The following is a 24,052-nucleotide window of genomic DNA, read 5'->3' on the forward strand; positions in this document are numbered from 1 at the left end:
GCCGTGGGTCGGTAGTTTGGAACGAAGTCCGTTTTGGGAGGAGAGCCCCGGTGTTGCTCGTTTTCGGCCTGACGGCGGTGTTCCGTACGGTCAGCGAGGGCACGTTCCACTGCCCGCGGTGCGGGGGTGACCGCGCCTACCGCAGGCGTGCCGGGCGCCGCTGGATCTCGGTGTTCTTCGTCCCGGTGGTGCCGCTGTGGCGGCTCGGCGAGGCCGTGGTGTGCCGGACGTGCCGGGTCAGGTTCCCGCCCTCGGCGCTGCGGACGCCGACCGCCCTGGAGATGGTCGAGGCCCTCGCCGCCGCGATGCGCGCGGCGGCGGCGCTGGTGCTGCGGTCCGGCGATCCCGCCGACGCGGCGGCCCGCGCCCGCGCGGCCGTGACGGTGACCGGCTACGGTGAGCCCGAGTACGACGGCGACGCCATCGACGCCGACCTCACGCTGCCGCGCCCGTTCCTGGAGCGGGAGGTCGCCGAGGCCGAGCCCCATCTCGCCGTGGAGGCCAAGGAGTGGTTCCTCGCGCAGGCCGTCCGGATCGGCCTCGCCGACGGCCCGCTCGGCGAGGGGGAGCGCCGGGAGTTGCATGGCATCGCCGACCTGCTCGGCATGTCCCGCGCCTACGCGCTCGGCGTGATCGTGACCACCGAGGGAGCGTCGCGCTGAGATGGGGCGCGCGGTGGACACGCTGACCGCTGTTGGCCGGGCGCTGGTCCGGGCGCCGGGCCCGCGACTGGCGGAGGGGATCGTCACCCATGCCGTCCGCCGCCCGGTGGACGTCGCGCTGGCCGTGCGCCAGCACGAGGCGTACGTCGCGGCGCTGCGGTCGGCGGGCTGGCGGATCCGCGCCGCGACCGCCGCCGACGACCAGCCCGACGCCGTGTTCGTCGAGGACGCCCTGGTCGTGTGCGGCGACGTCGCCGTCCTCGGACGTCCGGGCGACCCGCGCCGCAGGGGCGAGATCGACGGCGCCGAACGGGCCGCGCGGGACCTCGGCCTCCGGGTCGAGCGCATCGAGGAGCCCGGCACCCTGGAGGGCGGCGACGTGCTCCAGGTCGGCGACACCGTCTATGTGGGACGCGGCGCCCGGACGAACGAGGAGGGCGTCTGCCAGCTCGCCCGGCTCGTCGGCGGGCGGAAGGTCATCCCGGTCGCGGTGCGCGGCTGTCTGCACCTGAAGTCGGCGATGACCGCGCTGCCGGACGGCGGCCTGATCGGCCTGCCCGACCAGGTGGACACCTCCGTGCTCCCGGGGCTCCAGGTCGTGCGCGAACCGGCGGGCGCCCACATGGTGGTCCTCGGGCCCGATCATGTGCTGATGGCGGCGTCCGCGCCCCGCACCGCCGCGCGGCTCAGGGCGGACGGGCTGCGCGTCACGAGCGTCGACATCAGCGAGTTCGAGGCCCTCGACGGCTGCGTGACCTGCCTGTCCGTGCTCGTCCCCTGACCTCTCACGCCGCCCCGGCCGTCTCAGCATCCGGACGGCCGGTTCGGAATCATGGACCTCATCTGTTAACTTGGCGAACGTGTTGCGTGAGCTGCTCCTCCTTAGCGGCCGCAGCGGGGGCCTGTAACAGGTCGGCTCCCTCGCTGCGGGACTGCGACGTGCACGTCGGCCGCGAGGTTCGAGCAGAGAGAACTCACCGCATGTATCCCGAGCAGCAACCGTCCGGTATGCCCGCCCATCGCTACCGGCCGTTCGCCCCGATCAAGCTGACCGACCGCACCTGGCCGGACGCCGTCATCACCAGGGCGCCGCAATGGTGCGCCGTCGACCTGCGGGACGGCAACCAGGCCCTGATCGACCCGATGGACGCCGACCGCAAGCTGCGCATGTTCGAGCTGCTGGTACGGATGGGCTACAAGGAGATCGAGGTCGGGTTCCCGGCGGCCAGCCAGACCGACTTCGACTTCGTCCGGCAGATCATCGAGGAGGACCGCGTCCCGGACGACGTGGCGGTCCAGGTGCTGACGCAGGCCCGTCCCGAGCTGATCGAGCGGACCTTCGAGTCGCTGCGGGGCGCGAAGCAGGCGATCGTCCACCTGTACAACTCCACCAGCACCCTGCAACGCCGCGTCGTGTTCGGCCAGGACCGGGACGGCATCACCGCCATCGCCGTCGAGGGCGCCCGGCTGTGCGCCAAGCTCGCCGAGGACATGGGCGACACGCGGATCTTCTTCCAGTACTCGCCCGAGTCGTTCACCGGCACCGAGCTGGAGTACGCCGTCGAGATCTGCAACGCCGTCAACGACGTGTGGAAGCCCACCCCGGACCGCAAGACCATCGTCAACCTGCCCGCCACCGTCGAGATGGCGACGCCGAACGTGTACGCCGACCAGATCGAGTGGATGAGCCGCCACCTGACCTACCGCGACTCGGTGATCCTGTCCCTGCACCCGCACAACGACCGGGGCACCGCCGTAGCCGCCGCCGAGCTGGGCTACATGGCGGGCGCCGACCGCATCGAGGGCTGCCTGTTCGGCAACGGCGAGCGCACCGGGAACGTGTGCCTGGTCACCCTGGGCCTGAACCTGTTCACCCAGGGCGTCGACCCGAAGATCGACTTCTCCGACATCGACGAGATCCGCCGGACCGTCGAGTACTGCAACCAGCTGCCCGTCCACGAACGGCACCCCTACGGCGGCGACCTGGTCTACACCGCCTTCTCCGGATCCCACCAGGACGCCATCAACAAGGGCCTGGACCACCTGCGCCGCGACGCCGAGGCCGCCGGGACGCCCCTGGACGACTACCGCTGGGACGTCCCCTACCTGCCGATCGACCCGCACGACGTCGGCCGGACGTACGAGGCCGTGATCCGCGTCAACAGCCAGTCCGGCAAGGGCGGCGTCGCCTACATCATGAAGACCGAGCACTCGCTGGAGCTGCCGCGCCGCCTCCAGATCGAGTTCTCCCGGGTCGTCCAGCGTCACACCGACGACGAGGGCGGCGAGGTCACCGCCGAGCTGATGTGGGACATCTTCCAGCGCGAGTTCCTGACCGGTGGGCCCCGGGCGGGCCTGCTGGCGCACCGGACGACGTCCCGGGTGGACGAGAAGGACGCCCTCAGCTGCGACATCCGGCTGGACGGCGAGATCCGCGAGATCCAGGGCGTCGGCAACGGCCCCGTCTCCGCCTTCGAGGACGCCCTCGCCACGGTCGGGATCGGCGTCCGCGTCCTGGACTACGCCGAGCACGCGATGAGCGCCGGTGGTGACGCCCGCGCCGCCGCCTACGTCGAATGCGAGGTCCGCTTCGGCGACGCGCCCGCCACCACCGTCTGGGGCGTGGGGATTGACGGCAACATCGTCACCGCCTCTCTGAAGGCGATCCTTTCGGCGGTGAACCGCGTGTCCCGCCAGTAGGTGTGGAAAGACGGCGGGGCCACGGGCGTCCAAGCCCGCGGCCCCGCCTGAACACGTTCGTCGCCCCCCCGCTAACCACCGAGCACGTGGTGGACGAGCTCTCTCAGGGGGCCGTGGAGTTGGGCCTCACCGACGGTCGTGCGGTCTCCGTCGATGTCGATCTCGTACAGGAACTGGTCGGGGATTCGGCCAGGCGGCGGGATCGCCTTCAGATCGACACGGCCGACGAGTCTCGTCAGCATGGGGTCGCTTGCGCTGTCGGACTCGGCCCGCCGCTCGATTCCCGCGAATCCCCCGCTGCGGACGACTGTCACCTTCACTGTGCTATCCGTTCGCCTCCAGGGGGACACCTACCCCCGTCCAGGCCTGCTTCACCGCCTCTGTCTCGGTCGCGTCCGCCCCGTGGAGGCGGGTCGCGGTCTGGACGGTCGCGGCGGCGAACCCGGCGAAGTCGGTGTCGGCGGCCAGGGAACCGCCGGTGAGAGTGTCGTACCAGATCCGACCCGCTTTCTCCCAGGCGTTCCCGCCGATCGCGGTTGCGGCGAGGTAGAAGGCGTGGTTGGGGATGCCCGAATTGATATGGACACCCCCGTTGTCGCGGTAGGTGTCGACGTAATGGTCCATGTGGCCCGGCTGCGGGTCCTTGCCGAGCTGCGGGTCGTCGTAGGCCGTGCCCGGCTCCTTCATGGAGCGGAGCGCGATGCCGTGGATGCCCTCGGCGAGCAGGCCCTGCCCGATGAGCCAGTCGGCCCGGTCGGCGGTCTGCCCGAGATGCCACTGCTTGATGAGCGAGCCGAACACGTCCGAGACGGACTCGTTGAGGGCGCCTGGCTGCCCGTAGTACTCCAGGTTCGCGGTGTACTGGGTGACGCCGTGGGTGAGCTCGTGGCCGGTGACGTCGAGCGGCCCCGTGAACTCGGTGAAGACGACGCCGTCGCCGTCGCCGTACACCATCTGCTCGCCGTTCCAGAAGGCGTTGTCGTACTTGTCGCCGTAGTGGACGGTCGAGATCATCCGGAGGCCGGCGCCGTCGATCGAGTTGCGCCGGTACGCGGCCTCGTAGAAGTCGAAGGTCGCGCCGAGCCAGTCGTAGGCCTGGTCGACGACCTTGTCGCCGGTGGCGGGCGCCCCCTCCGCGCGGACGGTCCTGCCGGGGAGTTGTTCGCGGTGCAGCGCGTCGTGGATCGTCCGGTTGGGGACGAAGTCCTCGGTGGGGGAGGGTGTCGTGGCTCGGAGCGACAGGCGGTCGGCGGCCTGCGCCGAGCTGAGGGCCAGGGTTCGGCGGGCGCGGTCGCGCAGAGCCGGGTCGTCGGCGTCGCGGGCGATGCGCTCAAGCATGTGCGGCGGCACGATGTGGCATCTCATGCTCCAACGCTGCCAGCTCACTGTGTTCTGGGCCACAACTTCGTGGATGACGCTACGGCCGAATCCGGTCACCGTCAGTGATCGTCGTGCCGTGGATCGGGTGACTTGTGAAGATCCTGGGGAGATGCCCCGGCTCAGCGGCGGGGCAGGTGGCGTCGTACGTCAGAATGAACGGGTGACCCTCTACCGCGACGAAGGCATCGTCCTCCGCACCCAGAAGCTGGGCGAGGCCGACCGCATCGTGACGGTGCTGACCCGGCGCGGCGGCCGGATCCGCGCCGCGGCCAAGGGGGTCCGCAAGACCCGGTCCAGGTTCGGGGCGCGGCTGGAGCCGTTCACGCACGTCGACCTCCAGCTGTACGAGCGGCGCTCCCTCGACCTGATCACCCAGGCGGAGACGCTGCGCCCGTACGGGGAGGCGCTCGTCTCCGACTACCCCCGCTACACGGCGGGGACGGCGATGCTGGAGACCGCGGACAAGCTCGCCGGGGAGGAGGGCGAGCCCGCGCTGCGGCAGTTCCTGCTGCTCGTCGGCGGGCTGCGGACGCTCGCCGAACGCGGCCACGACCCGCGGCTCGTCCTGGACGCCTACCTGCTGCGCTCGCTGTCGGTCGCCGGATGGGCGCCCGCGCTCGACGAGTGCTGCCGGTGCGGCACGCGCGGCGGGCTGCGCGGGTTCGCCATCGCGGCGGGCGGCGCGGTCTGCGCCAACTGCCGCCAGCCCGGCGCCGCGACCCCGGCGCCGCCGACGTTCGCGCTGATGCTGGCGCTGCTGCGCGGCGACTGGGAGTACGCCGACGCCAGCGAGCAGCGCCACCGGACGGAGACCAGCGGCCTCGTCGCCGCCTATCTCCAGTGGCATCTGGAGCACGGGATACGCTCCCTGCGGCACGTGGAGCGCGCCGATGCCACCGACGACACCACCAGGGAGAGAGTTTGAGAAGGGCCGTTTCGCCTCCGGAGCCGCATCGGGACGGCGCCGTCCCGCCCCCGATCCCGGCCGACCTGGTGCCACGGCACGTCGCCATCGTCATGGACGGCAACGGCCGCTGGGCCAAGGAGCGCGGGCTGCCCCGCACCGAGGGCCACAAACGCGGCGAGGACTCGCTCTTCGACGTGATCATGGGGGCGATCCAGCTCGGCGTCCCGTACCTGTCGGCGTACGCCTTCTCCACCGAGAACTGGAAGCGGTCGCCGGACGAGGTGCGCTTCCTCATGGGCTTCAACCGGAACGTGATCCGCCGCCGCCGCGACCAGCTCCACTCGATGGGCGTCCGGGTCCGGTGGGCGGGACGGCGGCCGAAGCTGTGGCGCAGCGTCATCAGGGAGCTGGAGACGGCCGAGGAGATGACGCGCGACAACGACGTCCTCACCTTGCAGTTCTGCGTGAACTACGGGGGCCGCGCCGAGATCGCGGACGCCGCCGCCGCCCTCGCCCGCGACGTCCGGGACGGCCGCCTCAACCCCGACAAGATCAACGAGAAGGTGTTCGCCCGCTACCTGGACGAGCCCGGCATCCCGGACGTCGACCTGTTCGTGCGCTCGTCGGGGGAGCAGCGCACGTCCAACTTCCTGCTGTGGCAGTCCGCGTACGCGGAGATGGTGTTCCTCGACACGCTCTGGCCGGACTTCGACCGCCGCCACCTCTGGCACGCCTGCGAACTCTACGCGTCCAGGGACCGCCGCTACGGCGGCGCTGTACCTAATGCAGTTGTCGCTGGTCAGGCGCCCGGGGGCGCCTGACCAGCGACAACTGGTGCGATCGCTGCATCGCTCCGTCTCGCCTGGCGGCTCGCTGCGCGATCAGGTTCTCGCGAGCTCGAACCTGCCTTCGGACGCGATCGCGACGGTCCAGGTCTGCCCGTGGCTGGGGAAGTGGCTGGGCACGCCCACTTCCTCATCCAGAGGGCGGGTTTAGACGAGAGCCGCGTCGAGGGTGATCGTGGTGCCTGCGAGAGCCTTGCTCACGGGGCAGCCTTCCTTGGCGGCCTGCGCGGCCTTCTCGAAGTCGGCGGCCGACAGGCCAGGGACGCTCGCGCGGACGGTGAGGTGGATGCCGGTGATGCCCTCCCCCGGCTGGAACGTCACCTCGGCCTTGGTGTCCACCTTCTCCGGCGGCGTGCCGGCCCCGGCGAGGCCGTGCGACAGCGCCATCGAGTAGCAGGTGGAGTGCGCGGCGGCGATGAGCTCCTCCGGGCTCGTCCGGCCGCCCGGCTCCTCGGACCGCGATGCCCAGGTCACGTCGTAGGTGCCGAGCTTCGAGGAGTCCAGCGAGACGGTCCCCTGACCGCTGAGGAGCGGCCCTTCCCAGTGCGCGTTTGCGGTACGTGTCGTAGCCATGCCCCCGATTCTTCACCATGGTCGATCCGCCGGATCACCGAACCTCTCACTTGACGTTCACGGCGGACCAGGCGGCGGCCACGGTCGCGTACTGGACGCTGTCCCTACCGAAGAGGGCACCGGCGGCGGCCAGGGTGGCGCGGCGCGCGTCGGCGTAGTCGGTCCTGAACTGCATCTCCTCCGTGAGGGCCGTGTACCAGATCTTCGTGGCCGCATCTATCCCGATGCCCTTGATCGTGGAGCCATTGGACGTCGGGCTGTCGTAGGAGACGCCGTTGATGAACTTCTTCCCGCTGCCCTCGGCCAGAAGGAAGAAGAAATGGTCGGCGACACCCGACGAGAAGCGCGGGTCCATCTTCCCGACGTCGGGCGACCAGGCGTCGGGTGACTGGCCGTCCCTGCTGGGCCGGTCCATGAACCGGACCACGGACGGGTCCGGGGACTCCGGGAAGTTCCGCTCGCCGATGAGGTAGTCGGCCGGGTCGAAGGGGTTGTTCGCGTAGAACTCGACGGCGGCGGCCATGATGTCGGACGTCGCCTCGTTCAGCGCGCCCGGTTCGCCCTCGTAGCCGAGGCCCGCCGTGTTCGACGTGACCACGAACGTGACCATCCGCGCGGTCACGTCCAGCGTCGTGAACGGGCCACGCCTGCCGTCACCGTCGCCGAAGTCAATGCAGTAGCACTCGGGATCCCAGGTGGCGAGGAGGAGTTGCCGGCCGACGTGGACGCGGTTGGCCCATCCCTTGCCCCGCCCGTCCGGTCCGAGGCGTCCGAAGACGTTCTTGTAGAAGTCCCAGACCATGGCGCTGTCGTACTGGGCGTCGACGGCGGCGGCCGCGCGTTCGGCGGTCGCGTCGTCCGCCCAGTGGTTGTCGGTGTCGGTGAACAGGGTGGGAGCCTGGCCGGAGCACCCGGTGGTGCGGCAGTCCTGGTTCCAGGCGTCCCAGGTGGAGATGTTCCCGCGCGTCGGGTCCTTGAGCTGGAAGACGTCGCCGGACTTGGTGGTCTCCAACGGCACCTTCCCGACATACAGGGACCGGCCGTCGCCGTGCTCGGCGGAGGATCGCGCGGACGCGAGCGGAGCGGCGCCGACGAGCAGCGCGGCGGCCAGGATGATGCTTCTTCGGATGGTCATGGGTGCACCCTCATGGTGTGGGCGCCACACACCCCCCGGAACCCACCTCGGGCTTCTCGTGGCGATGCGCACATTGATGACACAGCGCGGGACCGCTGTTGAGATGACAATCCGCCAAGAACACCCGGCGGCCGGTGTGGACTGCGCGTCCTGCCGCTGCTCAGGGGTTCAGCGGGCCTTCGCCTCGCAGTCGGGGCAGGTGCCGAAGACCTCGACGGTGTGCGTGATGGCGGTGAAGCCGTGCTCGGCGGCGATCGCGTCCGCCCAGCGTTCGACGGCGGGGCCCTCGACCTCGATCGTCCGGCCGCAGTCACGGCAGACGAGATGGTGGTGGTGCTGCTCGGTGCGGCAGGCCCGGTAGACGGCCTCGCCCTCGTCGGTGCGCAGCACGTCGACCTCGCCCGCGTCGCTGAGCGCCTGCAACGCGCGGTAGACGGTGGTCAGGCCGATCTTGGATCCGTCGGCGCGCAGGTCGGCGTAGATGTCCTGCGCGCTGCGGAAACTCTCGCAGTCGGCCAGCACCTGCCGTACCGCGTCGCGACGGGCCGTCGTCATCCTCCAGGTACCTCCGCCTCGGCGTTGACGCGCGTCCGGGCGCCGGTCGGGACGTTCTCCCCGGACGTTCCGGGCCGCGCGCGCCTACGACGCACCAGTGTGCCCCCGGCCACCGCCGCGACGAACACGGCGAGCGCCAGCAGCACGATCGACGGGCCCGGAGGAAGATCGTACTGGAAGGAACCCGCCAGGCCCGCTACGGCCGACAGTACACCGGTCGCCATCGCCGCCAGCATCGTCGCGCGGAAGCCCCGGGCGAGCTGCTGCGCCGCGGCCACCGGGACGATCATCAGGGCGCTGACCAGGAGCAGGCCGATCGCACGCATCGAGATCACGACGGTCACGGCGGCGGTGGCGGCGATGAGGACGCTGAGGAAACGGACGGGAAGGCCCGCCGCGCGTGCCACCTCCTCGTCCTGGCAGAGGAGGAACAGTTCGCGGCCGAAGAGCGCGATGATGCCGAGGACCGCGGCGGCCAGGCCCGCGACGACGTAGAGGTCGGTGGTCGTCACGCTGGTGATCGAGCCGAACAGGTACGACTGGAGGTTCGCGCCGCTTCCGCCGTTGGCGTTGGTGAGGATCACGCCGCCCGCGAGGCCGCCGTAGAACAGCAGGGCGAGGGCGACGTCCGCGCCGCTGCGGCTGCGGGCGCGCAGGATCTCGATCGCCACCGCGCCGAGGACCGACACCAGCAGCGCGCCGAGGACGGGTGAGGTGCTGGTCAGGAGTCCGAGCCCGATGCCGGTCAGGGCGATGTGGCCGATGCCGTCGCCGAGCAGGGAGAGTTTGCGCTGGACGATGAACGTGCCCACGGCCGGGGCGGTCAGCCCGATCAGCACCGCCATCACCAGGGCGATGCGCATGAAGTCGTAGTTCAGCATCAGGCGGACCTTCCCAGTTCCCGCGCCGCGGCGTCGCCGACGACGCGGCCGCCCTCCAGTTGGACGGTGCGCGTGATCAGTGGTTCCATCGGGCCGAGTTCGTGCGTCACCAGGACCACCGTCTTCCCGTCTCCGGCCAGGTCGTGCAGGGCGGAGGCGAGGGCGGCCTGGCTGCGGGCGTCCACTCCGGCGGTCGGCTCGTCCATGACGAACACGTCGGGTTCTCCGGCGAGGGCACGGGCGATAAGGACGCGTTGTTGCTGGCCGCCCGACAGCAGGTGCGCTGATTCGCGGGCGCGGTCGGTGAGGCCGACCGTGGCGAGGGCGTTGTCGACGGCGGCGCGGTCGGCGGTGCGGTCGTGGAACAGCGCGGGCAGCCAGCGGGACGTGCGGGTGATCCGGCCCGACGCGACGACCTCCCGGACGGTGACGGGCACCCCGCCGCCTATCGGAAGCCGCTGCGGGACGTACCCGATCCGCTTCCAGTCGCGGAACCGAGCCGGTGTCTCGCCGTAGATCTCCGTCCGTCCGGCCGCCAGCGGGACGAGGCCGAGCAGCGCCTTGACCAGCGTGGACTTGCCCGCGCCGTTCGGTCCGAGGATCGCGAGCACCTCGCCGGTTCGTACGTGGAGGTCGACTCCGGCGAGGATCTCGCGGCCGTCCCGCCTGATGAGTCCGCCCGTCATCGCGAAGGGCGCCAGGTCGTCGTTCATGAGCACTCCAGGGCCGAACGGAGGGTGCGCAGGTCGTCCCGCATGATCGTCATGTAGTCGGCGGTCGAGCCGTCCTCGATGCCCTCGACCGGGTCGAGCACGGCGGTCCGCACGCCCGCCTCCCGGGCCAGCGACCGGGCGACCTTCGGGCTGACGAGCGTCTCGGTGAGGACCGTGGTCGCGCCGGTGGACGCGACCCGGCGCGTCAGTTCGGCCATCCGTTTGGGGGACGGCTCGCTCGACGGGTCGACTCCGGCGACGGGGATCTGGCGGAGCGAGTAGCGGTCGGCGAGGTAGCCGAACGCGGCGTGCGCCGTGATGATCTCCCGGCGCGCGCAGGTCTTCAGGCCGTCCCGGAACTGGTGGTCGAGCGTGGTCAGTTCCGCCGCGGTGGACGCGGCGCGCTGACGGTAGTCGGACGCGTGGGCCGGGTCGGCGGTGGCCAGCCGGTCGCCGAGCGCGGTCGCGATGGTCGCCATGCGGTTCGGGTCGAGCCAGACGTGCGGGTCGTGGGACGACTCGGCGTGGCGCAGCCCGTCGTGCGTCTCCTCGTCGTCGGTCTCGCCGGGGGGCGGCAGTGTGCGCACCACGGCCGCCGCGTCCAACGACCTGCCCTTGGCGTGGCCGTGGACGGCGTCGTCCACGGCGGGCTGGAGGCCCTTGACGTAGACGGTGAGGCCGGCGTCCTCGACGCTCGCGACCTGCCGGGCCGTCAGTTCGAGGTCGTGGGGTTCGGCGCCGGGCTCGGTGAGCGTCCGCACGGAGACGTCCGCGCCGCCGACGCGCTCGGTCAGCCAGGCCATCGGATAGAACGACGCGATCACCCTGGTGGTGCCGGGTGGGCCGCCGGCGTCCGCGGCGGCGCAGGCCGTCAGTCCGGCCAGGGCGAGCCCGGCCAGAGCGAGGGCGCCCGCCGGGAACGCGCGTGAGGGGTCGATGAAGCGAAGCACTCGCCGATTATGGACGAAAGTGAAAATGATTGTCAAAACCGGCCGATGCCGCGTCCCAGGGCGAAGACGACGAGAAGGGTGAGCGCGACGAGCCGCAGGGCCCTGCCCTGGACGTCCAGGCGAGGCCAGTTCAGGTAGGCGAACCAGGCCAGCGCCACCGCCAGGACCAGCACCCCGGCCGCCGCCACCCAGCCGGTTCCGGCCATCCCGATCACCAGCAGCACGAACACGGCGACGAGCAGCGTCCACCGGGGCAGCCGGTGCAGGAACACCACCGGCGCCGCGCTCCGCCGTTCGACCGCCGCGCGCAGCCCGCCGCGCTCACCTCGCGTCTCCACCCGCCCAAGGTAACCGACTCCCTTTCGCCGCGAGAGGATGGACGGATGATCGCGATTACCCGGTACCGCGTGCCCGGCGAGGACGCCGACGGCTTCGCCGAACGCATGACCGCGGTGCTGACGGCGCTGTCCGCGAGCCCCGGCTTCCGCTCCGGACGGCTCGCCCGGACCGTCGACGACCCCGACCTCTGGGCGATCGTCACCGAGTGGGACGGCGCGGGCCACTACCGCCGCGCGCTCGGCGACTACGCGGTCCGGCTCCAGTTCATCCCGCTCGCCGCCCTGGCCGTGGACGAACCCGGCGCCTACGAGATCGTCGCCTCCTTCTGACCGCCGGGTCCGGCTCTTGACGGACTCGCTGTTCAGGGCGGCGTCTCGTTAGGGCAATGGCCTCGCAAGGAGCGTCCGGGGGCGGTTTCGGCGGCGTGGCCAAGGTCATCTTTGCCGCACACGATCATGCCGGGCCCGTCGGGGGAGATGTGATGCGCCGTGCCGTCCTGCCGTCCAGCGCCGTGCTGTGCGGTGTCGCCCTGATCGGTGGGGCCGCCCTGGTCGCCGGGCCGTCCTTCGGGGCGGAGCCGCCGCCGGTGCCCGCCGCGTCCGACGATCCCGCCGACGCGCGGGTCGTCGAGTACCGGGGGCTGCGCGTGCGCGTGCCCGCCGGGTGGGAGGTCCACGACCTTGACCGGGACCCGTCCCGGTGTATCCGGTATGACCGGCACGCGGTGTACCTCGGGCGTCCGGGGCCGCAGCCGGACTGCCCGGCGCGTCTCGTCGGCCGAACCGAGGCCGTCCATCTCCAGCCCGCCGCCGAGGACGGCCGCGCGGCCCGGACCACCGTGCCCGCCAGCAGGCTCGCCACGCTGAAGATCCCGGCGAGCACCGACCACGAGGCGCGGCTCACCCTGCCCGACGCCGGGGTCGCCGTCACCGGGGTGTACGGGACGGACCCGGCGCTGCTCCAGCGCGTCCTCCGCGACGCCGAACCGAACCCGGACTGGAAACCCGGCCCGGACACGCAGGCGCCGCCCGAGCCCAACGCCCGGCGCGGCGGGCCGGGCCCGGTGGACACCGTGCTCTCACCGCTCCTGGACGAGCCCTGGGCACGTGGCAAGGGATTCGACACCTGTACGGCGCCGTCCCTGGCGGCCATGCGGGCGTGGCGGCCCTCGTTCAAGGTCACCAACATCTACATCGGGGGAGCGGCGCGCGGCTGCGCCCAACCCAACCTCACCGGGGAGTGGGTCGACGAGGTCCGCGAGATGGGGTACCGCATCACGCCCACCTACGTCGGGTTGCAGGCGCCGTGCGGCAGCCGCCCGCAGCGGTTCACCGCGAAGAACGCCGCGTCGCAGGGCGCCAAGTCCGCCGTGGACGCCGCGCGCAAGGCGGAGGTCCTCGGCATCCCGGAAGGGGCGCCCATCTACTACGACATGGAGGCGTACAAGAGCAAGAAGCGCGGTTGCAAGGCCGCGGTCCTCCGTTTCGTGGACAACTGGGTCCAGAAGCTGGAGGAACTCGGGTACGAACCGTGCCTCTACAGCAGCGCCAGTTCCGGGATCCGGGACGTCGGCCGCGCCGACGGGATCAGCAAGCCCACCGCCATCTGGTTCGCCCATTGGAACGGTAAAGCCGATGTTTACGGTGACTCGCTCGTCCCGGACGACTGGTGGCGTCCGCACCGCCGTATCAAGCAGTACCGTGGCGGCCACAAGGAGAAACACGGCGGCGTGACGCTCAACATCGACCGAAATATGGTGGACGGCCGCGTCTACTAGGCGGTCTACTCGGCTTCTCGGTGCCCTAAGCTGGGACTCCCCGCGCGCCGACGAAGATCGCGCCGCGGGTTCATCGGGGAACACTCGCCGCCGTCCGCGTTCGCGGGGGCGGGGGCGCACGCACTGTCCCGCCGACCGCCAGCCGGATGGAGAAACTCATGGCACGCCGTTCCGATGTGCTGGAAACGATCGTCAACCTCGCCAAGCGGCGGGGCCTGGTCTACCCGTCGAGCGAGATCTACGGCGGGCTCCGCGCGTCCTGGGACTACGGCCCCCTCGGCGTCGAGCTGAAGAACAACGTCAAGCGCCAGTGGTGGAAGTCCATGGTGCAGGGCCGCGACGACATCGTCGGCCTCGACTCGTGCGTCATCCTCGCGCGCGAGGTCTGGGAGGCCAGCGGTCACGTCCAGGCGTTCGTCGACCCGCTCACCGAGTGCCAGTCCTGTCACAAGCGCTTCCGCGTCGACCACCTCGAAGAGGCCTACGAGGCCAAGCACGGCCGCCCGCCCGCGGCCGGGCTCGCCGACATCTCCTGCCCGAACTGCGGCGTCAAGGGCTCCTTCACCGAGCCGAGGATGTTCAACGGCCTGCTCAAGACCTACCTCGGCGTCGTCGAGGACGAGTCGGGCCTGGCCTACCTGCGTCCCGAGACGGCGCAGGGCATCTTCATCAACTACCTGAACGTCCAGCAGTCCTCGCGCCGCAAGGTGCCGTTCGGCATCGGCCAGATCGGCAAGTCGTTCCGCAACGAGGTCACGCCCGGCAACTTCATCTTCCGGACGCGCGAGTTCGAGCAGATGGAGATGGAGTTCTTCGTCAAGCCCGGCACCGACGAGGAATGGCACCAGTACTGGATCGACGAGCGCATGCAGTGGTACGTCGACCTCGGCATCAACAAGGAGAACCTGCGGCTGTTCGAGCACCCCGCCGACAAGCTGTCGCACTACTCCAAGCGGACCGTCGACGTCGAGTACCGGTTCGACTTCGTCGGCACCGAGTGGGGTGAGCTGGAGGGCATCGCCAACCGCACCGACTACGACCTGACGACGCACGCCAAGGCGTCCGGCACCGACCTGTCGTTCTTCGACCAGGACTCCGGCGACCGGTACGTCCCGTACGTGATCGAGCCCGCGGCGGGCGTCGACCGGTGCACGCTCACGTTCCTGATGGACGCCTACGACGAGGACGAGGCGCCCAACGCCAAGGGCAAGATGGAGAAGCGCACCGTCATGCGGCTCGACCGGCGGCTCGCCCCGGTGAAGGCCGCGGTGCTGCCGCTGTCGCGCAACACCGACCTGTCCCCGAAGGCCCGCGACCTCGCCGCCCGGCTCCGCCGGAACTGGACCGTCGACTTCGACGACGCCGGGGCCATCGGCCGCCGCTACCGGCGGCAGGACGAGATCGGCACCCCGTTCTGCGTCACCGTCGACTTCGACACGCTCGACGACGACGCGGTCACCGTCCGGGAACGCGACTCCAGGAGCCAGGAGCGCATCGCGATCAGCCAGGTCGAGTCGTTCCTGGCGGCGCAGCTCCTCGGCTGCTGACCTCCCCGTTCGGGTACGCCGTCGCCCGCCGCTGACCTTCTGTGTTTCGTCAACGGCGGGCGTTCGGCGTCTTCGGGCCGGGAATCCTGGGCTAGGTTGGCTTGACCGCCCGCCGTGGAACCCGGCGACCGACCAGCGTGAGGGAGGGCAGGATGCGCGAGCTGTGCCGTCCCGCCCGTCCCGTTGCGCGGCTGCTGCTCGTCGCGCTGGGCCTGCTGGGCTTCGTGGTCGGGCCCGGCGGGGTCGGAACGCCCGGCGGGACGTCCCTCACCGGCGCGATCACCAGCGGGACGACCCAGCAAGCCCCCGCCCGCACCCGCGACCCCGCCCAGGACCGCAAACGGCCCGCACGCACACGATCAACACACGCGACACGCGCGCAGGCCGCGCACGCGCAGGCCGCCCAAGCGCAGGTGTTGGTGGCCGTCGCGAAGGCGCAGCCCGCCCACCCGTCGAACGCCGCGCACGCGCCGTCGGCGGTGTTGGCCGCGTCCGGTGCCGGGCTGCGGCCGCCGTCCGCGCGCGTCGTCCGCGCCGCCGCAGTCCTTCCCGCGCCTGACGTCCCCCCGACCGGGGTTCCGCGCGGGCGCGCCCCACCCTCCTCCCCCCGGATCTGAGCTTTTCGTCCGGCGGTGCCGCCCACTGACGCGCGGTGCCGAAGTCCGTGTGGAGGTTCCTCTTGACTCGCGCCACCGTGGTGCGGGCGGTACTGGCGTTCGCCGTGCTCGCCACCTCGTTCTACTTCGCCTGGTCCAAACCCGCCCGCCTCGGCCTCGACCTGCGCGGCGGCACCCAGATCGTGCTTGAGACCCAGAACTCGCCGACCGTGAAAGCGGACCGGGAGTCCACCGACCGCGCCCGGGAGGTGCTGCACCGCCGTGTCGACGCCCTCGGCGTCGCGGAGTCGTCGATCACCCGGTCCGGCGACCGGCGGCTGATCGTCGAGTTGCCCGACGTGCAGGACCCGTCCCGCGCGACCGCCACGATCGGCAAGACCGCGCAGCTCACCGCCCATCCGGTGCTGCCCAACACCGGCAAGCCCGGCAACGGTCAGCAGCTGATCGCGGACGAGAGCGGGCGGCCGATCCTGATCGGCCCCGCCGCGTTGACCGGCGGGGGCATCGGCTCGGCCAGCGCGTCCTACGACCCGCAGAACCTCGGCGGCTGGGCCGTGAACGTCGACTTCAAGGGCGACGGCAGCAAGACCTGGGAGCGGCTGACCGCCAAGGCCGCCTGCGCGTCCGGCGACGAACGGCGGATCGCGATCGTCCTGGACGGCAAGGTGATCTCCTCCCCGGGCGTCACCGAGAGCGTCCGCTGCGGCGTCGGCATCACCGGCGGCTCGACGCAGATCACCGGGGACTTCAGCGCCGGGGAGGCCAAGGACCTCGCGGCCCTCATCGAGGGCGGGTCGCTGCCCGTCCCCGTGAAGGTCATCGAGCAGCGGGTGGTCGGACCGACGCTCGGCGACGAGGCGATCGACGCCAGCGCCCGCGCCGCCGTCATCGGCATCATCCTGACCGGCCTGTTCATCGTGGCCGTCTACCGTCTCGTCGGCCTGCTCGCCACCGTCGCGCTCGCCGGATACGCGCTGATCTCCTACGCCGCGCTCGTCGCCGTCGGCGCGACGCTGACCCTGCCGGGGCTCGCCGGGTTCGTCCTCGCCATCGGCATGGCCATCGACGCGAACGTGCTGGCCTTCGAACGCGCACGGGAGGAACGGGTCGCCGCGCCGGGACGCAGTGCCCGGACGGCGCTGGCCGTCGGGTTCGACAAGGCGTGGTCGGCGATCGCCGACAGCGCCGTCACCACGGTGCTCGCCGCCGGGCTGCTGTTCTTCCTCGCGTCCGGGCCGGTGAAGGGGTTCGGGGTCACGCTCACCATCGGCGTCATCGCGTCGCTGGTGTCGGCGATGCTGCTGAGCCGCGTCCTCACCGACGCTGTGGCGGCGCGGTTCCCGAAGCTCGCCAAGGGCCCGGCGGGCGGCATCTCCGGCGCGGGACGGATCCGCCGGTGGCTGGAGGAAAGCGGCCCCGACCTGATGAGACGCGCCCGGCTCTGGCTCGGGATCTCCGCGCTCGCCGTGGTCGTCGCCGCCACCGGGATCTTCGCCCGCGGCCTCAACTACGGTGTCGAGTTCACCGGGGGACGGCTCGTCGAGTACTCCACGAGCAAGCACGTGGACATCGACACGGCCCGCTCCGCCGTCGCCGACGCCGGGTTCCCGCGCGCCGTCGTCCAGACGTCCGGGAAGGACGACATCTCCGTCCGGACGGTCGACCTCACCAACGACCAGGAGAGACGGATCCACGACGCGCTGGCGAAGGAGGGCGGCGGGGCCGTCAAGCAGCGTGACGAGCTGATCGGCCCGAGCCTCGGCGAGGAGCTGCGCACCAAGGCCCTCATCGCCCTCGGCGTCGCGCTGCTGGCACAACTCGCGTACCTGACGATCAGGTTCCGCTGGACGTTCGCGGCCGGGTCGGTGATCGCCATGTTCCACGACATCATCATCGTCACCGGCGTGTTCGCCTGGCTCGGCAAACCGATCGACGGGGTGTTCCTCGCCGCGTTGCTCACCGTCATCGGCTACTCGGTCAACGACTCCGTCGTCGTGTTCGACCGCGTCCGCGAGATGTGGGGCGACAACCCGAAGGGACGGTTCGCGGCGATCGCGAACCGGGGCGTCCTCCAGACCGTCCCGCGCACGATCAACACCGGGATGGGCGCGCTGTTCATCCTGACGGCGCTGGCGTTCCTCGGCGGCGACTCGCTGACCGACTTCGCCATCGCCCTGCTGATCGGCATCGTCGTCGGCACGTACTCCAGCGTGTTCACGGCGACGCCGACGGCGGTCGTCCTGGAGCGGTTCGCGAAGGCGCCGCCTCCGCAGCGCAGGACGAAGTCCCGCCCGTCCCGCGGCCCCCGGCGGGACTCCGGCGCGGTCGTCTGACCCGTGTCAGGTGGCCCCGGCGACCGCCGGGGCCACCGGTCAGCCCGTCAGTGGCCGGTGCCGCTGGACGAGCCCCGCCGCCGGGTCACGGCACGATCGACTTCTTCAGCGGGCCGTCCTGGTTCTCGACGAAGCACACGACCGTGCGGATTCCGGACTCCCATTCGTACTTCTCCGCGAACACCCAGCCGTAGAGGATCGAGTCCCGGCGGCTGGGGAAGACGTCGTCGAGCCGCTTGCCGCAGCCCTTTTCCGCGTCTTGCTCCATGGCGTCCGCGCCCTCGTAGGAGCCCGGCTTCATCCTGTAGACCGCGTAGACCTGCGACCAGTGCGGCGTCGTGCAGGGCAGGACGCGCTGCGACGGGGACGGGCCGTTCCACTTCGAGAAGCAGTCGCCGCGTTTCAGCTCGTGCCAGATCTTCTGGTTCGGGTCGAGGGTCTGGGCGAGCGGCACGGTGAGGGTTTCCGAACCGGTGTAGCGGATCAGGCAGAGCACCCCGCGGTCTCCGGAGTTCCAGCTCGCGCGCGTCGGATGGACGAGGTAGGGCACCAGGTTCTTGACGTACCTGCTCTTCCGGAAGCGAACCGCCTTCAGATCGCATTCGACCGTCGCCTCTTCGAGGAGCTTCTGGTCGCCCGGGTACTCCGTGCCGCGCAACCGCACCTTGTCGACGGCCTCTCCGTCGTGCGGCTGCGCGCAGGGCATGGTCGTCACCAGGTTCATCAGGGACTTCCCCTCGAACCCGGTGAAGCAGTCGCCGACGCGCAGCGCCGCGGGCAGCACCTTGTCCTTGCCGGTGACGCGGCCCGACGCGTCGCGGTCGGCGGTGACCACCGAACCGAGGAACCCGGCCACCGCGACGATCCCCACCAGGCTCCAGACGGCGGACGCGGCCATGCCGCCGACGGCGAGGCCCCGGCCCCGCTCGCCGCGCCGTCCGGCCTGGACAAGAGCCGCCACGCCGAACCCGATCGCGAACAGGACCAGGCCGAAAAGCCCGCTGACGAGGGCGACGACCGCGAGCCGGTTCGTCCGAGGCAGGACCGTGTCCGTCGGCGGCCCGTAGGCGCCGCCCGGCACGCCCCCGCCGTGCGGAACCTGTCCACCTGGCGGGATCTGGCCACCTGGCGTGATGTGGCCACCGTTCGGGAAGTGACCGCCGGACTGGACGTGGCCCCCGGGCGGGACGTGGCCGCCTGGCGGTGGGGCGTCCCGTACCGGGCGCGGGGTGAAGCCCTCGGGCAGGTCCAGGGGAGGGGGCGGGACGATCGGCCCGGTCGGCGGCGCCCAGGCGGGCTGCCGGGGAGCGGGCCGGACGGGCTCGGGCGGCAACTGCTCGGGCCGCATGGGTCTCGGGGCGGCGGGGGGTCTGTCGCCGTGGTCGTTGTCGGCGGGGGGCGGTGGGGTCACGTTCGTCACTTCCTCATGTGAGATCGCGTCAGCGGTTCCCCCGAACTCTTGATCAGGCAGAAGAGAAGTCGGTCCCCCAAGGCCCACGTCTCCTTGGACGGCCGCACGTAGAACATCTGGACCCGCTCCGGCAGCCGCTTCTCCAGAACCGTCTCCGTGCGGGCGAGGCATGCCGTGTTGGCCTTGTCGTCCAGCTTCTTGTCACCCGGATACTTGGTCCCCTTCAGGGTGCTCCGGGCGAACAGCTGTGCTTCGTGCTTCGTGGCGCACTCGACGACGACATAGTCGTAGTAGTTCATGTTCCACTGCTCGATGCAGGCGCCCAGAGCCATCTGCGACAGGCTCGTCGTGGCCGTGGAGTCGGCGAGGGGCTTGGTGAGCCCGCCGGAGCCGGTGTAGACGAGCAGGCACGTCACCTCGCGGTTCCCGGCCGCCCAGTCGTCCTTGTCGGGCAGGTCGATCCGCAGGTCGAGCATGGGAGCGGCGGGACGGCTCGTCAGGAACTCGGTGCGCTCCTTGCACAGGTACGTCGACTGGGCGAGAAGCGACTGGCTGTCCGGGAACGGCCCGTCGTGCAGGGTCACCTTGGCGCCGACCTCGCCGTCGTGGCCGCCGTCGCACGGCTTGCGCACGGCCACAGGCTCGCCGTACTGCTCGGTGTACCCGCTGAAGCAGTCGCCCGCGGCCAGCGTCGACGTCGCGACCATGCCCTTCGGGGCCCGGGGCTCCGTCCCGTCCCGGGAGGAGAACGGCGAGTGGCCGGACGCGGTCACGGCGACGGCGGCGCCCGTTCCGAGCAGGACCAGGACGCACAGGCCCGCCGCGAGGACGACGACCAGGTTCCGTTTCGTGTTCGCCGGACCGGGTATGGGCGCGGGCCCCGGGAGAGGAGGCGGCCCTGGAGAGACGATCGGTAACCCGGCTGGCGCGTCCTGCGCGGGAGCGGCGTCCGGCGGGGCCCAGGCGGGGGAGCCCGGGTCGTCGCCAGTGGGCGGTGGGATGGTCACGGCCGAGAAAATAGCCGGGATTGCCGACAAAAGGAGCAATTCCGGCGCTTGTCGTCAACTTGTGATCAAGCGCCCCGGGTCGCGCCGGGTGCCGAGCGCGCCTTCCGTCCGCCCGTCGCGCCCGCCCGGAAGATCCCTGTTGGTCCGGATTGGAATAGACCACTATCTGCCGTCTGACCTGCGCAAACGCCGTCCTGGGGACCGGGCGCCGAAGGCGGTTTTCGCGCGCGGGTACATTCCCCCCAATCAGGGCAGCGGACCCGCCGCCCGGGACGCGACGCGGCGTCCTCACGAGGCGGGACCGGCACTGCCGCTGGGTGGGACCGGAGCGAGAAGGAGCTCCCCGTGGCGAAGTTCGTGTACGACTTCACTGAGGGAAACAAGGACCTCAAAGATCTGCTGGGCGGCAAGGGCGCCAACCTGGCCGAGATGACCAACCTCGGACTGCCCGTGCCTCCCGGGTTCACGATCACCACGGAGGCCTGCCGGTACTACCTGGAGCACGGGGACCGGCCCGAGGGGCTCGCCGACGAGGTCGACCGGCACCTGGCCGCGCTGGAGTCGGCGATGGGCAAGAAGCTCGGCCAGAGCGACGACCCGCTCCTGGTCAGCGTGCGTTCGGGCGCCAAGTTCAGCATGCCGGGGATGATGGAGACCGTCCTCAATGTCGGGTTGAACGACGAGTCCGTGCTCGGCTTGGCCGCGCAGGCGGGCGACGAGCGGTTCGCGTGGGACTCCTACCGCAGGCTGATCCAGATGTTCGGCAAGACCGTCCTGGACATCGACGGCGACCTGTTCGAGGACGCCGTCGAGGACGTCAAGCGCGCCCAGGGCAGCGACGACGACGTTGACCTCACCGCCGACGACTTCAAGGCGCTCGTCGACCGGTTCAAGGCCATCGTCCGCGACCGTGCGGGCCGCGACTTCCCGACCGACCCGCGCGAGCAGATGGACCTCGCCGTCGAGGCCGTGTTCGACTCCTGGAACGCCCCCCGCGCCGTCCTGTACCGGCGGCAGGAGCGCATCCCCGTCGACCTCGGCACCGCCGTCAACATCTGCGCCATGGTCTTCGGCAACCTGGGCATGGACTCCGGGACGGGCGTCGCCTTCACCCGAGACCCCGCGTCCGGCCAGCAGGGCATCTACGGCGACTACCTCCAGAACGCGCAGGGCGAGGACGTCGTCGCCGGAATCCGCAACACCGTCCCGCTGACGGAGCTGGAGCGGATCGACAAGGCGTCCTACGACCGGCTTCTCGAAATCATGGAGACGCTGGAGAACCACTACCGCGACATGTGCGACATCGAGTTCACGATCGAGCGCGGCAAACTGTGGATGCTCCAGACCCGCGTCGGCAAGCGGACCGCCGCCGCCGCGTTCCGCATCGCCTGCCAGCTCCTCGACCAGGGCCTCATCGACGCCGACGAGGCGACCCGCCGCATCACCGGCGGGCAGCTCGCCCAGCTCATGTTCCCCCGCTTCGCGAGCAGGGTGGACGGCGTCCAGAAGCTGACCAAGGGCATGAACGCCTCACCGGGCGCGGCCGTCGGCAAGGTCGTGTTCACCTCCGAACGGGCCGTGGAACTCGCCGGACGCGGCGAGGACGTGATCCTCGTCCGCCGCGAGACCAACCCCGACGACCTCGCGGGCATGGTCGCCGCCCGGGGCGTGCTGACGTCCCGGGGCGGCAAGACGTCCCACGCCGCCGTCGTCGCCCGCGGCATGGGCAAGACCTGCGTCTGCGGCGCCGAGGAACTGGACGTCGACGTCAGGGGCGGGCAGTTCACCGCCCCCGGCGACGTGACGGTCCGGGAGGGCGACGTCATCTCCATCGACGGGACGTCCGGGGACGTCTACCTAGGCGAGGTACCCGTGGAGAACTCGCCCGTCGTCCAGTACTTCGAGGGTGAGCTGTCGATCGAGGACGGCGGCGACCTCGTCAGGGCCGTCGACCGCGTCATGGCGCACGCGGACGCGCGGGCCGCGCTCAGGGTCCGCGCCAACGCCGACACGCCCGAGGACTCGGCGCGCGCCCGCCGGTTCGGCGCCACCGGGATCGGGCTGTGCCGCACCGAGCACATGTTCCTCGGCGACCGGCGCCAGCTCGTCGAGCAGCTCATCCTCGCCGCCGACGACCAGGAGCGCAAGGCCGCCCTGGACGCCCTCGAACCCCTCCAGAAGCAGGACTTCGCGGGCATCTTCGAGGCCATGGACGGGCTGCCGACCACCATCCGCCTGATCGACCCGCCCCTGCACGAGTTCCTCCCAGACATCACCGAACTGTCGGTCAAGGTCGCACTAGCAGGCGACAAGGCAACCGAAAAGGACAGAAAACTCCTCGAAGCGGTCACCCGCCTCCACGAGCAGAACCCCATGCTCGGCCTGCGCGGCGTCCGCCTAGGCCTCGTCATCCCGGGCCTGTTCGCCATGCAGGTCCGCGCCATCGCCGAGGCGGCGGCCGAGCGCCGGGCAGCGGGCGGCGACCCACGTCCCGAGATCATGATCCCGCTCGTGGGCGCCGTGCAGGAGCTGGAGGCCGTCCGCGACGAGGCCCGCGCCGTCCTGGCCGAAGTGGGAGAGTCCGCCCTGATCGGCACCATGATCGAGCTGCCGAGGGCCGCCCTGACCGCGGGACACATCGCCGAGGCCGCCGAGTTCTTCTCGTTCGGCACCAACGACCTCACCCAGACGACGTGGGGCTTCTCCCGCGACGACGTCGAGGCGGCGTTCTTCTCCCGCTACCTGGACCTCGGCATCTTCGGCGTGTCCCCGTTCGAGACCCTCGACCGCGACGGCGTAGGACGCCTCATCCGCATCGCCGTGGAAGAGGGCCGCCGAGCCCGCCCGGAACTGCACCTCGGCATCTGCGGCGAGCACGGCGGCGACCCGGACTCGGTCCACTTCTGCCACGAGGTAGGCCTGAACTACGTCTCCTGCTCCCCCTTCCGCGTCCCCGTAGCCCGCCTAGAAGCCGGAAGAGCCGCCATCGCGGGGAGGAGCGGCGGCCGCTGAGCGAGTGGTAGACGCGCCAATCTGAAACACGCGCCGTACGGAGACGGCCACGCCCCACGACGGAGCCGTGGCCGTCTCTCCGGTGCCGGTCAGTCGAAGGGGTCCTTCCTCGCCCGGCGGACCGTGTTGATCAGCACCGGGACGCCCGCGCCGAGGCCCAGGCACATCGACACCAGCATCACGGTGCCGGAGATCGAACCCGACCTGTCCGTAGCGAACGTGACCAGGAAAAGGCCATGAAGGGGTTTTCGACCTTTGGGGGAGCCATCAGGGTCACCTATTTTCCACGAGCTTCTCCTCGCTGGAGAAGACGGGAAGGGCCGGACTTCCGGGCGCGATCTCGCGTGTCTCATAGCCAATGACGATCTCGCCGTCCCGGGCCACCGGGTGAACCGGCACGTACATCAGCTGGGTAGGAACGAGCGGAGACTCGGATTCCGCGGACGCGTCCCCGGCGACCTCGCCATCGCCCGCCGATTCGCCGCTGACGGCCCTTCGGCACATCGGGTCTTCCCGCGTTGAGTAACTTCTCGATTGAGCTTGTGTCCTCTTGCGAAGACACGATCACAGTCGGCATGACTTGACACACATTCTGATCAGTGCGGGATACGCGCACGCTAACAGGGCGACCAAACTCTTGTCATCAAGTTTGTGAACAGTGCCGGGTGGGCTTTCTGTGGTCGCGGGAGCGACGTGGCCCGCTCGGGA

General features: G+C 70.8%; 22 protein-coding genes. 11 read left to right on the top strand and 11 right to left on the bottom strand.

The features are described 5' to 3' along the window. Positions 1–50: 50 nt before the first annotated feature. The 3 genes from ABD808_RS10990 to leuA all read left to right on the top strand — a co-directional run bounded on the left by ABD808_RS10990 (position 51) and on the right by leuA (position 3,362). Positions 51–662, top strand: a complete 612-nt coding sequence (locus ABD808_RS10990) for a hypothetical protein (RefSeq protein ID WP_344893929.1) — start codon at positions 51–53, stop codon at positions 660–662. A 1-nt stretch (position 663) separates the two neighbouring features. Then, the gene (ddaH, locus tag ABD808_RS10995) at positions 664–1,443 is read left to right on the top strand and encodes a dimethylargininase (RefSeq protein ID WP_344893932.1); all 780 of its coding nucleotides are present in this window, start codon (positions 664–666) and stop codon (positions 1,441–1,443) included. 200 nt (positions 1,444–1,643) lie between these two features. Then, on the top strand, positions 1,644–3,362 hold the full coding sequence (gene leuA, locus ABD808_RS11000) for a 2-isopropylmalate synthase (protein WP_344893935.1): 1,719 nt from the start codon (positions 1,644–1,646) through the stop codon (positions 3,360–3,362). A gap of 71 nt (positions 3,363–3,433) precedes the next feature. Here leuA and ABD808_RS11005 read toward each other — a convergent pair whose 3' ends face one another. Together ABD808_RS11005 and ABD808_RS11010 are read right to left on the bottom strand one after the other, a co-directional pair. Beyond that, the gene (locus ABD808_RS11005; protein ID WP_344893938.1) at positions 3,434–3,682 is read right to left on the bottom strand and encodes a protealysin inhibitor emfourin; all 249 of its coding nucleotides are present in this window, start codon (positions 3,680–3,682) and stop codon (positions 3,434–3,436) included. 4 nt (positions 3,683–3,686) lie between these two features. Further along, positions 3,687–4,727 (bottom strand): M4 family metallopeptidase, encoded by a 1,041-nt coding sequence (locus ABD808_RS11010; protein WP_344893941.1) that lies wholly within the window; start codon positions 4,725–4,727, stop codon positions 3,687–3,689. 175 nt (positions 4,728–4,902) lie between these two features. On the opposite strand from ABD808_RS11010, the gene recO reads away from it, so the two are divergent. Both recO and ABD808_RS11020 read left to right on the top strand, forming a co-directional pair. Next, on the top strand, positions 4,903–5,667 hold the full coding sequence (recO, locus tag ABD808_RS11015; protein WP_344893944.1) for a DNA repair protein RecO: 765 nt from the start codon (positions 4,903–4,905) through the stop codon (positions 5,665–5,667). Further along, positions 5,664–6,470 carry an isoprenyl transferase gene (locus ABD808_RS11020; protein ID WP_344893947.1) on the top strand — a complete coding sequence of 269 codons (807 nt, stop codon included), beginning with the start codon at positions 5,664–5,666 and terminating at the stop codon, positions 6,468–6,470. The genes recO and ABD808_RS11020 overlap by 4 nt, the downstream gene beginning before the upstream one ends. Positions 6,471–6,641: 171 nt before the next feature. Here ABD808_RS11020 and ABD808_RS11025 read toward each other — a convergent pair whose 3' ends face one another. From ABD808_RS11025 to ABD808_RS11055, 7 genes are all read right to left on the bottom strand, one after another. After that, on the bottom strand, positions 6,642–7,067 hold the full coding sequence (locus ABD808_RS11025; RefSeq protein ID WP_344893950.1) for an OsmC family protein: 426 nt from the start codon (positions 7,065–7,067) through the stop codon (positions 6,642–6,644). Positions 7,068–7,113: 46 nt separating this feature from the next. After that, complete coding sequence (locus ABD808_RS11030) at positions 7,114–8,202, bottom strand: M4 family metallopeptidase (protein WP_344893953.1); 1,089 nt, start codon at positions 8,200–8,202, stop codon at positions 7,114–7,116. Positions 8,203–8,370: 168 nt separating this feature from the next. Further along, a complete protein-coding gene (locus ABD808_RS11035; protein WP_344893956.1) occupies positions 8,371–8,757 on the bottom strand; it encodes a Fur family transcriptional regulator in 387 nt (128 codons plus the stop codon). Beyond that, positions 8,754–9,638: a metal ABC transporter permease gene (locus tag ABD808_RS11040; protein WP_344893959.1), complete on the bottom strand. Its 885-nt coding sequence runs from the start codon at positions 9,636–9,638 to the stop codon at positions 8,754–8,756. Before ABD808_RS11040 ends, ABD808_RS11035 begins: the two co-directional genes overlap by 4 nt. Next, positions 9,638–10,351, bottom strand: coding sequence for a metal ABC transporter ATP-binding protein (locus tag ABD808_RS11045; protein ID WP_344893962.1), 714 nt, complete (start codon positions 10,349–10,351; stop codon positions 9,638–9,640). The genes ABD808_RS11040 and ABD808_RS11045 overlap by 1 nt, the downstream gene beginning before the upstream one ends. Beyond that, positions 10,348–11,301 (bottom strand): metal ABC transporter substrate-binding protein, encoded by a 954-nt coding sequence (locus ABD808_RS11050; RefSeq protein WP_344893965.1) that lies wholly within the window; start codon positions 11,299–11,301, stop codon positions 10,348–10,350. Before ABD808_RS11050 ends, ABD808_RS11045 begins: the two co-directional genes overlap by 4 nt. A 32-nt stretch (positions 11,302–11,333) precedes the next feature. After that, positions 11,334–11,639, bottom strand: a complete 306-nt coding sequence (locus tag ABD808_RS11055; RefSeq protein ID WP_344893968.1) for a DUF6703 family protein — start codon at positions 11,637–11,639, stop codon at positions 11,334–11,336. A 45-nt stretch (positions 11,640–11,684) separates the two neighbouring features. Between ABD808_RS11055 and ABD808_RS11060 the strand changes: the two genes are divergently transcribed. The 5 genes from ABD808_RS11060 (at position 11,685) to secD (ending at position 17,914) form a co-directional block, all read left to right on the top strand. Beyond that, positions 11,685–11,969 carry an antibiotic biosynthesis monooxygenase family protein gene (locus ABD808_RS11060; protein ID WP_344893971.1) on the top strand — a complete coding sequence of 95 codons (285 nt, stop codon included), beginning with the start codon at positions 11,685–11,687 and terminating at the stop codon, positions 11,967–11,969. A 56-nt stretch (positions 11,970–12,025) separates the two neighbouring features. Continuing rightward, entirely contained in the window at positions 12,026–13,417 is a 1,392-nt protein-coding gene (locus ABD808_RS11065) for a DUF1906 domain-containing protein (protein ID WP_344893974.1), read from the top strand. Between the two features lie 158 nt (positions 13,418–13,575). Further along, positions 13,576–14,964 carry a glycine--tRNA ligase gene (locus ABD808_RS11070; protein ID WP_344893977.1) on the top strand — a complete coding sequence of 463 codons (1,389 nt, stop codon included), beginning with the start codon at positions 13,576–13,578 and terminating at the stop codon, positions 14,962–14,964. Between the two features lie 152 nt (positions 14,965–15,116). Continuing rightward, positions 15,117–15,581 (top strand): hypothetical protein, encoded by a 465-nt coding sequence (locus ABD808_RS11075; RefSeq protein ID WP_344893980.1) that lies wholly within the window; start codon positions 15,117–15,119, stop codon positions 15,579–15,581. 62 nt (positions 15,582–15,643) lie between these two features. Further along, positions 15,644–17,914 (top strand): protein translocase subunit SecD, encoded by a 2,271-nt coding sequence (gene secD / locus ABD808_RS11080; RefSeq protein ID WP_344893983.1) that lies wholly within the window; start codon positions 15,644–15,646, stop codon positions 17,912–17,914. Between the two features lie 85 nt (positions 17,915–17,999). On the opposite strand, the gene ABD808_RS11085 is transcribed toward secD, so the two are convergent. Further along, positions 18,000–19,325, bottom strand: a complete 1,326-nt coding sequence (locus tag ABD808_RS11085; RefSeq protein ID WP_344893986.1) for a DUF4190 domain-containing protein — start codon at positions 19,323–19,325, stop codon at positions 18,000–18,002. 5 nt (positions 19,326–19,330) lie between these two features. Continuing rightward, positions 19,331–20,332 (bottom strand): septum formation family protein, encoded by a 1,002-nt coding sequence (locus ABD808_RS11090; RefSeq protein ID WP_344893989.1) that lies wholly within the window; start codon positions 20,330–20,332, stop codon positions 19,331–19,333. Between the two features lie 345 nt (positions 20,333–20,677). Here ABD808_RS11090 and ppdK point away from each other — a divergent pair, with 345 nt between their 5' ends. Further along, on the top strand, positions 20,678–23,344 hold the full coding sequence (gene ppdK, locus ABD808_RS11095; RefSeq protein ID WP_344893992.1) for a pyruvate, phosphate dikinase: 2,667 nt from the start codon (positions 20,678–20,680) through the stop codon (positions 23,342–23,344). The last annotated feature ends 708 nt before the right edge of the window (positions 23,345–24,052 follow it).

The sequence above is a fragment of the Actinomadura meridiana genome (assembly GCF_039537545.1).
GTDB lineage: Bacteria > Actinomycetota > Actinomycetes > Streptosporangiales > Streptosporangiaceae > Spirillospora > Spirillospora meridiana.

What these genes read in the sequence shown, in the direction of transcription:
- leuA (WP_344893935.1), top strand. Translation starts at nt 1,644, where the DNA reads ATGTATCCCGAGCAGCAACCGTCCGGTATGCCCGCCCATCGCTACCGG.
- ABD808_RS11045 (WP_344893962.1), bottom strand. Translation starts at nt 10,351, where the DNA reads ATGAACGACGACCTGGCGCCCTTCGCGATGACGGGCGGACTCATCAGG.
- ABD808_RS11070 (WP_344893977.1), top strand. Translation starts at nt 13,576, where the DNA reads ATGGCACGCCGTTCCGATGTGCTGGAAACGATCGTCAACCTCGCCAAG.
- ABD808_RS11025 (WP_344893950.1), bottom strand. Translation starts at nt 7,067, where the DNA reads ATGGCTACGACACGTACCGCAAACGCGCACTGGGAAGGGCCGCTCCTC.
- ABD808_RS11060 (WP_344893971.1), top strand. Translation starts at nt 11,685, where the DNA reads ATGATCGCGATTACCCGGTACCGCGTGCCCGGCGAGGACGCCGACGGC.
- ABD808_RS11065 (WP_344893974.1), top strand. Translation starts at nt 12,026, where the DNA reads ATGGCCTCGCAAGGAGCGTCCGGGGGCGGTTTCGGCGGCGTGGCCAAG.
- ABD808_RS11040 (WP_344893959.1), bottom strand. Translation starts at nt 9,638, where the DNA reads ATGCTGAACTACGACTTCATGCGCATCGCCCTGGTGATGGCGGTGCTG.
- ABD808_RS11010 (WP_344893941.1), bottom strand. Translation starts at nt 4,727, where the DNA reads ATGAGATGCCACATCGTGCCGCCGCACATGCTTGAGCGCATCGCCCGC.
- ddaH (WP_344893932.1), top strand. Translation starts at nt 664, where the DNA reads ATGGGGCGCGCGGTGGACACGCTGACCGCTGTTGGCCGGGCGCTGGTC.
- ABD808_RS11035 (WP_344893956.1), bottom strand. Translation starts at nt 8,757, where the DNA reads ATGACGACGGCCCGTCGCGACGCGGTACGGCAGGTGCTGGCCGACTGC.
- ABD808_RS11030 (WP_344893953.1), bottom strand. Translation starts at nt 8,202, where the DNA reads ATGACCATCCGAAGAAGCATCATCCTGGCCGCCGCGCTGCTCGTCGGC.
- ABD808_RS11075 (WP_344893980.1), top strand. Translation starts at nt 15,117, where the DNA reads ATGCGCGAGCTGTGCCGTCCCGCCCGTCCCGTTGCGCGGCTGCTGCTC.